Origin of the sequence: Dolichospermum sp. UHCC 0406, from assembly GCF_009712025.1 — a bacterium.
Lineage (GTDB): Bacteria > Cyanobacteriota > Cyanobacteriia > Cyanobacteriales > Nostocaceae > Dolichospermum > Dolichospermum lemmermannii.
On sequence record NZ_VILA01000031.1, the window covers coordinates 81,321 to 91,872 of the forward strand.

Sequence of the window (10,552 nt, forward strand, 5' to 3'; positions counted from 1 at the left end):
CCCAATCTCAGATAACTGTTGCTGTATTCCGTTCTATAAAACTTACTGTGACTTACATCTGGGCGACAGGCTTTAATTTAAAATTAATGTCAAACATGAATAAGTAGCCAAAACCGTATATTTATTTAAATACAATAATTAATATCTAATCTAAATTTTACGTAAATACTTAGTAGGGGTTTAGCATTGTGCTAAACTCCCACACTCGATGCTTAATTATTGATTTTTTGGATGTAGTCTGATCTCTAGCGGAAATATTTAAAGTTTTTCGGACCTGTATAACCAGTGATCTTTCCTAATTCCTCTAGAGTCTGCACTCCGCTATAGATTTTACCATTAATAACCCAACTTGGGAAACCTTCGATTTTTGCAGCTTTACATAATTCTGGTTTACCTTTGGGACTATCACCAGCACATTCTACTGTAGAACTTTCACTAATTATTGTATAAGCTTCTTTGCCAAAAAGTAGCTTCTGTTCGTGACAGTGTGGACACCAATAAGCTACATATTCCTTAGCACCAACTTTAACAAGATGTTGAGCTAAAGCGATCTCCGCTTCACCAGATTTAGTGGTAATTTCCCAGCCAAATTGAGGATTTGGTTGTTCTTTAGGAGTAAAGGTAATTGCTGTGGGTTTACCATCAGTTGATTCAGTAATATTACCTGATGGGCTGACTTGAGAATAAACGCCTAAAGTCCCAATTAGCGTTACCATTGCCACAATCAAAGCCGTAAATAAAAGTTGTCCAATATCTTCCCAATCCTTACCTATAACAGTTAGCACTAACATAGTTAATGCAAATAAGGCAGAGGCAATACAGTAAGGACAAATAGCTTTGAGTTGAAATGCTAGGACATACATTAAGTATCCACTAAAAACTGACATAGCGATCGCTCCTACAAACAGCAACCACCAAGTCAAATTTTCCAGTTGTTTCTGACCTTTGTGATTTTCCCCTGTGTTCAAGGCTAAGGGAGCTAAAGCCAGTATCAACATCCCAATGTATGCCAACAAACCAAATAAAGGTAATGGTTGACCTAAAACCGTAGCCCAAGGACTAGAAAGGACATCCACACAACCCTTAACATTTTCTGCTGTAGTACAAACCGGAGTGCTGCCGGTCAGCTTTTCAAAAGTGAGATAACCTGTATTCAGGATACCAAATCCAGCGATGGTTGCGATCGCCGGACGTGACCATTTATGAATCCAAGGAGTAGAACGACGACGAATCATAATATTGGTGATTGGGGACTGGGAACTGGGAACTGGGGAAGAGAGTCTAAAGATCCTCATAATCATCTAAATCACTGAAATCAAAAGAATCATAGTTTAGACAATTTCTAATCACTGAAATCAAAAGAATCATAGTTTAGACAATTTCTAATCACTGAAATCAAAAGAATCATAGTTTAGACAATTTCTAATCAAGCAAATCAAAAGAATCATAGTTTAGACAATTTCTAATCAAGCAAATCAAAAGAATCATAGTTTAGACAATTTCTAATCAAGCAAATCAAAAGAATCATAGTTTAGACAATAGAGGTCTGCGGGCAGCTTCGACAAATTGACTGACGCGAATCGGATCTATCGGTTGCTGAATTTGACCATAACGTTTCAGAGAACTAGAAACAATCACCCCGTCTGCTGCTTGTAGTAGCGTCCCCACATTTTCCCAACTTGCACCACTACCAATAAAAACAGGAGTCCCAGCGGCAGCATTACTAGCCAGTTCCAAATCCTCTTGGTCAGGAGGACTACCCGTAGCCCAACCAGATAAAATTACCGCATCAGCCAAACCTCGTTCAATAGTATCCTTAACAGCAACAGTGAGATGAGGAGAACTTAAAGGACGAGCGTGTTTTACCAAAACATCAGCAAAAATTTTCACATCAGATCCTAATTCTCGCCGATATCGCAGTAATTGATGAGCTTCCCCCTCAATTAATCCTTGGTCAGTTGCCATCACACCCGTGAGAACATTAATTCTGACAAACTGGGCATTAACGCAACTAGCAATAGCGATCGCACTCCTGCCATCATTACGTAACACATTTAACCCTATAGGCACAGTGACTAAATTTTGGATGCGTTGAACAACCACAGTCATCGCACTGACAACGGCTGGATCAACTTGATTTTTGGTAAAAGGGGCATCGAAAAAATTCTCAACGATTATCCCATTTACCCCTCCACTAGCAAGGGCTGTGGCTTCTTGTTCGGCACGGTCAATCACTGCTTTGAGACTACCTCCCCAACGGGCTGAAGTCGGAAGAGGTAGCAGATGTACTACGCCAATAATTGGTGTTCGGGTTTTAAATAACTGATGTAAATCCACGGCTTTAATTTATTTTTGACATACTCACCGACCTGAAGGTGCGGTGATTCTTGACACTTCGCCAGAACCCGCCACAAGTGGTCTTATCGTCCCTCCATGTCCGTTTAAAGTCTCCCAATGCCCTATGGCGACTATGACCAAATTTTAACATAAAGCCGTCCTGGAAGGACGGGGCTTGTGTCCCGTCTTTTCGGTCACAGTCTGGAGTCGTTGCCTATCCCCACTCTCCAGACGAGGGGGTAACAAAATGGCAGCAATAAAAAATAGACAGTGAGAATCAAACAAAAAAATGTAGATTCCCTGGGCATTGCCGCCGGATGTCTTCTTGTACTAATATAAATTGCTTTCGGGAACACCGAAACAGATCAGAAATAGTAATTTCACCAATTATCTATTTCCTTGTCTAAACTAGATATAGCAGGTGGCAGTAAAAATTTCACGAATTTGGAGCGTAGATCCTCACCAGTTTTTTTATGGTCAGGTTGTTGCCTCCTCCTCAAGATGGAAATTAAATTTCAACCTTCCATAAGATATGTTAAGATAGAATCTGATAACAAGAGGAGTTTGCCACTCACAAGATGTAAGGCAGCTTCCCGGCATTTAATTCCAAATGTCCGAGTAGCATTACTGCTTGATAGGCGTAGTCGCCAGTGCGATTTCCCCAGTTGGGTAGCGGCTTCTCACAACAGACCTCTTGGTCGGCTTCCCAACGGGTAAATTAACAACTTAAGCGAATTGTTAAAAATATTATGAGTGTCAAACTTACCCAAAGACACTTAAGATTACCCTGGGAAACAAATTAGTAGAAGTATCATGGACTAGCCTCTATCAACATGATAGATGAAGGCTGTAATTTGGCTTTTACTAGTTAAAGTTGCTAGTTATATAGGTTAAATCTGGTAATTAGTGGCGGGTAGTTGGGTGGAAATTATAGCAAAATTCACCGAGTGAGTTATTAGGTAGAGCTTTAGCACTGCTAAACCCGTATTGATTTGTTTACTTGTGATCTGCTGTATTTATTCCCGACCCAATGCTTAAATGTTAATTAACAAGGAAAAACGGAAGACTTATTGAAAATATGGGTGAAAAGCCAACGATTGCCATTTCTCACCTGGGCTGCGAGAAAAATCGAATTGATACAGAACATATGCTAGGGCTGCTAGTAAATGCAGGCTATGGTGTAGATAGTAACGAAGAATTAGCAGATTACGTAATTGTCAATACCTGTAGTTTTATCGAAGCGGCTCGACAAGAATCAGTAAAAACCCTAGTAGAACTAGCGGAAGCCAAGAAAAAAATCGTGATTACTGGCTGCATGGCGCAACACTTTCAAGAACAATTATTGGAAGAATTGCCAGAAGCAGTAGCGGTAGTAGGGACAGGTGATTATCACAAAATTGTGGATGTGATCGAGCGAGCAGAGCGGGGAGAGCGAGTTAAAGAAATTACTGCTGAACCCACTTATATAGCCGACGAAACCACACCCCGTTATCGGACAACCACCGAAGGAGTAGCTTACCTGCGAGTGGCAGAAGGCTGTGATTATCGGTGTGCATTTTGCATTATTCCCCATTTACGAGGAAATCAGCGATCGCGTACCATTGAATCAATAGTTGCCGAAGCCCAACAACTGGCAAGTCAAGGTGTCAAAGAAATAATTCTCATTTCCCAAATCACCACCAATTACGGCTTAGATATTTACGGCAAACCCAAATTAGCCGAATTGCTGCGGGCATTAGGCAAAGTAGATATACCTTGGATTAGGATGCACTACGCCTATCCCACCGGATTAACAGCGGATGTGATTGCGGCTATTCAAGAAACTGCCAACGTTTTGCCATATTTGGACTTGCCACTGCAACATTCCCATCCAGAAATTCTCCGGGCTATGAATCGTCCCTGGCAAGGACAGATCAATGATGGGATTATGGAACGGCTGAAAATTGCCCTACCATCAGCAGTGTTCAGAACCACATTTATAGTTGGTTTTCCTGGAGAAACTCAAGAGCATTTTCAACATTTATTAGAGTTTACCCAACGACATAAATTTGATCATGTTGGTGTTTTTACTTTCTCACCAGAAGAAGGAACTCCTGCCTACAATCTACCCAATCAAATTCCAGCGGCAGTGATGACGGAACGCCGTAATCGCCTAATGGAATTACAACAGCCAATTTCTTTCCAGAAAAATCAACAGGAAGTCGGCAAGATAGTTGATGTCCTGATTGAACAGGAAAATCCCCAAGGTGGAGAATTAATCGGTCGTTCCGGCAGATTTTCTCCCGAAGTTGATGGTCAAGTCTATGTTAAAGGAGAGGCTAGGCTAGGAACCATCGTCAAAGTAGCAATTCAAAGTGCCGATGCCTATGACCTCTATGGTCAAGTTATCAATAGTGATAGATTATCTTCCCATCTGCTATCTGCTGTTGTATAAGACTTAATTTACAAATAAGTATCGGTTTACCAGTCCCAAATTTACAATCAAATCTAGGAGCGTTAATGAATTTATCATTTCAAGAATTAGGCATTTCCCCAGAACGGGCTACATTGTTAGAAGGCATGGGTTTTACTGAACCTACAAATATTCAAACCCAAGCAATTCCTCAACTATTAAATGGTCGGGATGTAGTTGGTCAATCGCAAACAGGAACAGGTAAAACCGCAGCTTTTTCTCTACCAATTTTAGAGCGGTTAGATGAGAACCTCAAAGCTGTACAAGCAATAGTTTTAACCCCAACTCGTGAATTAGCAATTCAAGTTCATGCGGCTGTTTCCCAATTTATTGGTAACAGTTACTTGAAAGCAGCGGCTATTTATGGTGGTCAATCAATTGATCGTCAAATTATGCAACTCAGACGTGGGGCGCAAATCGTTGTCGGGACACCAGGACGGGTCATAGACTTACTAGATCGTGGTAACTTGAAGCTAGATCAAGTCAAATGGTTTGTCTTAGATGAAGCTGATGAAATGTTAAGTATGGGCTTCATTGACGATGTGGAAAGAATTCTTTCCCAAGCCCCCAATGAACGCCAAACAGCATTATTTTCCGCGACAATGCCACCATCAATTCGGATGTTGGTAAATAAATTTTTGAACTCACCGGTGACTGTCACCGTTGAACAACCCAAAGCCGCACCGAATAAAATCAATCAAGTGGCTTACATGATTCCTCGTCATTGGACAAAAGCTAAAGCTTTACAACCAATTCTGGAAATGGAAGATCCAGAAACAGCTTTAATCTTTGTTCGCACCCGGCGTACAGCGGCAGAATTAACCAGTCAATTGCAATCTGCTGGTCATAGTGTGGATGAATATCATGGTGACTTGTCTCAACAAGCACGGGAACGCCTATTAATCCGTTTCCGTAACCGTCAAGTTCGTTGGGTTGTCGCTACTGATATTGCAGCGCGTGGGTTGGACGTTGACCAACTTTCTCATGTAATCAACTTTGATTTACCTGATAGCGTAGAAACCTATGTTCACCGCATTGGTCGGACTGGTCGGGCTGGAAAAGAAGGAACGGCAATTTCTTTAGTACAATCTTTTGAACGCCGCAAACAACAGGCATTTGAACGCCATAACCGTCAAACTTGGCAAATTCTCTCTATTCCTACCAAGGCGCAGATTGAAGCCCAACATATCCAGAAGTTAAGAGGACAAGTAGCAGAAGCTTTAGCTGGGGAACGGTTAGCTTCCTTCTTGCCGATTATCAGCGAAATGATTGAGGAATATGATGCTCATGCGATCGCTGCGGCTGCTTTACAAATCGCTTACGATCAAACCCGTCCTGCTTGGTTAATATCAGGAGTAGACCTGCCCGTAGACGAAAGCCCAACTCCCAAACCCAGAATTAACAAACGTGGTGATGGTGGAGAACGGGAACGTAGTTCTGGTGGTGGTCGCGGTGGCCGTTCCTCTTGGTCAAAAGAAGGTAGAGGTAACGATGAAAGACGTAGCAGCGGTGGCAGTGGCGGTAGTGCTAAACCAAAGTTAAAAATAGCCTACAATGAACCCTCTTCTACTCCTAGCAATCACAAGTTAGGTTTACCTACGGGTAGAGAATAGATGGGATTTGTTATGAGTGCATCACGGTACTCAGCCAGTAAATAAGGGACTTCCAACTCAAAAAATATCCCAATTCTGAGTATAAATGTAGGGGTTTAGCATTGCTAAACCCCTACCTGCTTTCTACATCACTAAACAATATTCATATTGACTCGAAGAATCACGTCATTGAAATCTTTGTCACCACCGTTTGGTAAATCCTCAAAGCCAAAGACGTTATTCCCTAACAAGCGAATGTGATCTACTTTATCAGCATTAGCTCCCAAGAAGGGGAAGTAAACTGCTGGATTATTATTGGGATTGCTATCAAGTAAAGCATCAGGTCTATCATTAACAATAATAAATGGGACAAAGATAGAACCTGGTTGGAAAGTTCCTGTGTAAGTCGCTGTACCTTGGTTATTAACTGTTAAGTCAATACCTGCAACACGCCCACGAACTGCCGCTTCAACATAACCAGGTTGTCCAGCGAAAATATCGGCTTTACCATCTCCATTGGAGTCAATACCACCATTTTCATCAGTTACTTGATAGAAGCCGATAAAATTATTGAAAGCTGCTTCTCTGTTGACCACAAAATCAGCTTTTACCTGACTTGTAATACCCCGTAAATCAATCACTTCTCCTTGGGGTTTTCCTTGGAGATTTGTACCTAAAGGTAAGGAATCATTTGTGGGACTAAATTTCACTACTAGATTATTAAAGTCAGTCGCATTATTTCCAGAACCATCTTTCCAAGCTAGGGAAAAGTCATCATTCCCCAAATCTGTAATCTTTTGGGTTAAAGAATCTGAAAATAGTATGTCTGTAAATGGAGTTACTCCAGCCTTTACAGCATCAGTTGTACTATTTTTCACCAAATAAAATCTCAAGTTATCACCGGAATTAAATTCCAACAAATGTGTCAAATTATCGGTATTAAACCCATTGGGGAGATTAGCAATAGTAGAGAAAATTACCTTAAATCGCTCTAAAGCCGCTTGGGCGTAACCTGCTGTTCCTGGAGCGATACCATTAATTTTACCTTGAGCATCATCAACGGTGAATACTCCCAGTTCATTGACAAGATTAGAACTTCTTTCTGTTAGAGTAACCTTAATTTTTGATTTGCCACTGCTATTCGAGATTTTAAAGACATCATCCGCAATTTTTGAAAGCTTGATGGTAACTATGGCTTTACCAGTGCCTTTAGTTTGAACCTGCTCACCAGAAGGGGGAACAATTGTTACAACTTCTGATTCAATCTCTCCAAGGAAAACAGAGGTATCTAATGGACTAGTGACTTTCCATTGGACTACGGGGAAAGTCTTTGTTCCTGCAAAAGGAGAAGAACCTGCGGATGTACCTACACCTGTTACATTAGCTATTAAATCTTGTCCATTCACTTGATATGAACCTGTTTCATAGATAGAAGTTGGGATGGGTTGTAGTCCCAAAACACTCAAGAGTGGAAAATCAAGTAAAAAGTTGAGATCAAAAATAGTTTGATTGGTGTTCGTATTGAACGTGATTACACTTGGTACATCGGGGTTCTGAATTACGGAAATAACCCCAGTGGTGAGTTGTCTACCGCCAAGCGGTAAATTAACTGAATCAAATGTTCCATAAAACTCAGCAACAGTCTGTTTGATAATTTTGTTTGCGGGCATAATAACCTCTGAATTAAACTTAGGTTTTAGCAAAGGATCTCACCTGAATCCCAGGTTAAAACCACTGCACAGCATTAGATATACAGCACTTCTACTTGATGAAAAAGTATTACTTTTGAGGACTCAAATTGACAAATTTACAAAGGCTAAATTTACTAAAAGTCTTGGGAAAAATATGATTTTCAGAATTTTACTCGTAATGATTCAAAACCCTTAAACGCTAAACTATTACGTTTGACAACAGGGGTGTAATTAGGGTCAAACATTAAATTTGGCATTCTTTTAAGCAATGTAGAAAAGCAAATTTTTAATTCCATACGAGCTAAAACTGACCCTAAACAAAAGTGAATACCCTTACCGAAACCCAAATGTTCATTGGGTGAGCGTGTGATGTTGAAAACTTCTGGATTCTCAAATTTTTCTGGATCGTGATTAGCCGCCGCAATTCCTAATGCAACAACACTACCTGCTGAGATTTCCTTGCCACCAATAGTCAGATTTTCTTTGGCAACTCGCAAGGAATGTGTGGCAGCGGCATCAAAACGAATCATTTCTTCTATGGCAGAATCAATTAGTTCGGGATTTTCTTTGAGTCGCCGTAATTCATGTGGGTGATTTAGAAGCGCATTTATACCATTGGGAATATCCAGTAAATTATCAGTTGTTTCTTGAATTATCGAACGCCAATTTTCTAAAGCTCGTGGTAGAAATCCCGGAAGAGAGATTTTACGTAATTGGGTATGGTGGGGTGGATCTTTTTCTACCATCATATTCCCCATCAGAAATCTAAAGTTCTGAATAGTGTTCAAATCTACACCTTCTAACTGTTGGACGAATAAAGAACTTCGATCAGAACTCAATCGGGTATCTTGATAGCTAGCTTCTACATCTTTATATCTAGTTAAATACCAAAACCCCCCTTTTTTGTAATAATAAACAGGGTCTTTCGAGCGGATTAGTTTGTATAATGGATAGGAATTGAACAGAAACTCTGGAGCGAATAAATCGTAATCTATTTCAGAAGAATTTAAGTTTGACATATTCTCTTTTGTCCATTAAAGATGGTAGACAAATGGTAGGCGTTAAAATTTACGTTCTACCATTTTTTCTGTAAGCAGATTATATTTCGGAAAGTCCTACTAATGATTTGCCAGATTAAATCAGTGTGGGAAATTTGAAGGATTTTGCCTCAACTTAACCGGAGATTATTGTTTTCTGGGATTCAACCATAGGGAGTTACAGTGGCTAAACCAGTAGAAACAAGGGTTTCTTTAGTCCCGTTAACAGAAAACACATCAGCCCGGGTGATGACTTGGCTAAAAGTCGATTTAATGACATAACCTCGAGCAATTAATTTTTCGCCAACGGCAGGGGCAATAAAGTTCAGCTTGTATTCGGCAGTAACTACATCTCCTACCTTAGAAGCTGCGGCCCAACAACAGGCACTATCAATTAAAAAACCAATTACAGCTCCGTGGGTAAAACCATTATGCTGTTTTAATTCCTCTCGCATCGAGACAATTAATTCCACAAAGCCATCTTCACAAGCAGTGATTTCTACGTTCATCCAAACCGTAAAGGGAGATGTCTGAATTTTTTCTTGTAAAGAAACCAGATCAGCGGGAGTTCTGATTTTGGCAATAGGTTTATTTAGTTTTTCAATTTTGCTGGTAACATCCATAAATCAATAAAATCCTCATATCTTCCAATCACTTTCTAGAAACAACTCAGCTACCGATTCCGGGATTAAATCTTTTTGCTTTTACTTGATCAGGAGTTGGCCGCTTGATATTCCAAGCCCAGCCAAGCTTCTCAAGTAAGCTAATAAATGAACCACTCGGATCAATTTGCCACCAATCAATATTCAGCAGAGCAGAACCAGAAAAAAGCGTGCCAGACATTTCTGAGCCTAGCCCAAGGTTTGTTAGCCTGAATGTAATGTGGGGAATGGAGATCGCCCTCATTATCGGCATAGATGTGATGGCAACGATGATAAGCTACATACTCAATGATGGGCGCTTCACCTGCCATTGAGCCAGCTAGTGCCAGCAGAATGCGTAGGGGTTTAGCTACTTTATAGCTTTTATGGGCAAACAGTCTGTGCATTCCTGCTTCTCCGCCCAAACCAACGAAGTTAAACATGAAAAGCAAAATTCCCAAGTCAACCAGACTAATGCCTTGATTCCGCAAAGAAGCGATCGCGGCAATTCCACCAATTAAACTGATGATATCGATGGACGGATACCACCCGTATCTAATCCATTTCCTCATCCCAGAAAGTGGTTTATATTCAGGATGGCTATTATCTATTTCTGCGGTTTGGAATACTTCAGTTACTTCTGTGACTGAAGACTGCTCTAGAATTTGAGCTACATAGCCCGGATTTCTCACAAGCGAAAAAAAATATTCATAAAAAGCGAAAAAAAGGAAGTTTATTTGATACATAAATAGCAAAGATGAAAAAAGGAAATCTTCTAAGTATATATTTGAGAAACTCAGTT

Annotated in this window: 7 protein-coding genes and 1 pseudogene; 2 read left to right on the forward strand and 6 right to left on the reverse strand. The window is 40.4% G+C overall.

The features are described 5' to 3' along the window. Positions 1-245 precede the first annotated feature (245 nt). Positions 246-1,235: a vitamin K epoxide reductase family protein gene (locus FJR09_RS23130; RefSeq protein WP_168652410.1), complete on the reverse strand. Its 990-nt coding sequence runs from the start codon at positions 1,233-1,235 to the stop codon at positions 246-248. A 289-nt stretch (positions 1,236-1,524) separates the two neighbouring features. Then, a complete protein-coding gene (btpA, locus tag FJR09_RS23135; RefSeq protein WP_015081161.1) occupies positions 1,525-2,337 on the reverse strand; it encodes a photosystem I biogenesis protein BtpA in 813 nt (270 codons plus the stop codon). A gap of 1,078 nt (positions 2,338-3,415) precedes the next feature. Between btpA and rimO the strand changes: the two genes are divergently transcribed. Next, on the forward strand, positions 3,416-4,771 hold the full coding sequence (gene rimO / locus FJR09_RS23140) for a 30S ribosomal protein S12 methylthiotransferase RimO (protein ID WP_168652408.1): 1,356 nt from the start codon (positions 3,416-3,418) through the stop codon (positions 4,769-4,771). Positions 4,772-4,836: 65 nt separating this feature from the next. Beyond that, positions 4,837-6,402 (forward strand): DEAD/DEAH box helicase, encoded by a 1,566-nt coding sequence (locus FJR09_RS23145; RefSeq protein WP_168652409.1) that lies wholly within the window; start codon positions 4,837-4,839, stop codon positions 6,400-6,402. A gap of 131 nt (positions 6,403-6,533) precedes the next feature. On the opposite strand, the gene FJR09_RS23150 is transcribed toward FJR09_RS23145, so the two are convergent. The 4 genes and pseudogenes from FJR09_RS23150 to FJR09_RS23165 form a co-directional block, all read right to left on the reverse strand. After that, a complete protein-coding gene (locus FJR09_RS23150) occupies positions 6,534-8,051 on the reverse strand; it encodes a DUF4114 domain-containing protein (protein ID WP_083881480.1) in 1,518 nt (505 codons plus the stop codon). Positions 8,052-8,233: 182 nt separating this feature from the next. After that, positions 8,234-9,091, reverse strand: coding sequence for a cytochrome P450 (locus FJR09_RS23155; protein ID WP_041458111.1), 858 nt, complete (start codon positions 9,089-9,091; stop codon positions 8,234-8,236). A gap of 182 nt (positions 9,092-9,273) precedes the next feature. After that, the gene (locus tag FJR09_RS23160) at positions 9,274-9,732 is read right to left on the reverse strand and encodes a PaaI family thioesterase (protein ID WP_015081158.1); all 459 of its coding nucleotides are present in this window, start codon (positions 9,730-9,732) and stop codon (positions 9,274-9,276) included. A 176-nt stretch (positions 9,733-9,908) separates the two neighbouring features. Continuing rightward, positions 9,909-10,552, reverse strand: a pseudogene (locus tag FJR09_RS23165) (hypothetical protein); the annotation flags it as partial.

Coding starts and splice junctions, on each gene's coding strand:
- rimO (WP_168652408.1), top strand. CDS start 3,416: ATGGGTGAAAAGCCAACGATTGCCATTTCTCACCTGGGCTGCGAGAAA.
- FJR09_RS23160 (WP_015081158.1), bottom strand. CDS start 9,732: ATGGATGTTACCAGCAAAATTGAAAAACTAAATAAACCTATTGCCAAA.
- FJR09_RS23155 (WP_041458111.1), bottom strand. CDS start 9,091: ATGTCAAACTTAAATTCTTCTGAAATAGATTACGATTTATTCGCTCCA.
- FJR09_RS23130 (WP_168652410.1), bottom strand. CDS start 1,235: ATGATTCGTCGTCGTTCTACTCCTTGGATTCATAAATGGTCACGTCCG.
- FJR09_RS23150 (WP_083881480.1), bottom strand. CDS start 8,051: ATGCCCGCAAACAAAATTATCAAACAGACTGTTGCTGAGTTTTATGGA.
- FJR09_RS23145 (WP_168652409.1), top strand. CDS start 4,837: ATGAATTTATCATTTCAAGAATTAGGCATTTCCCCAGAACGGGCTACA.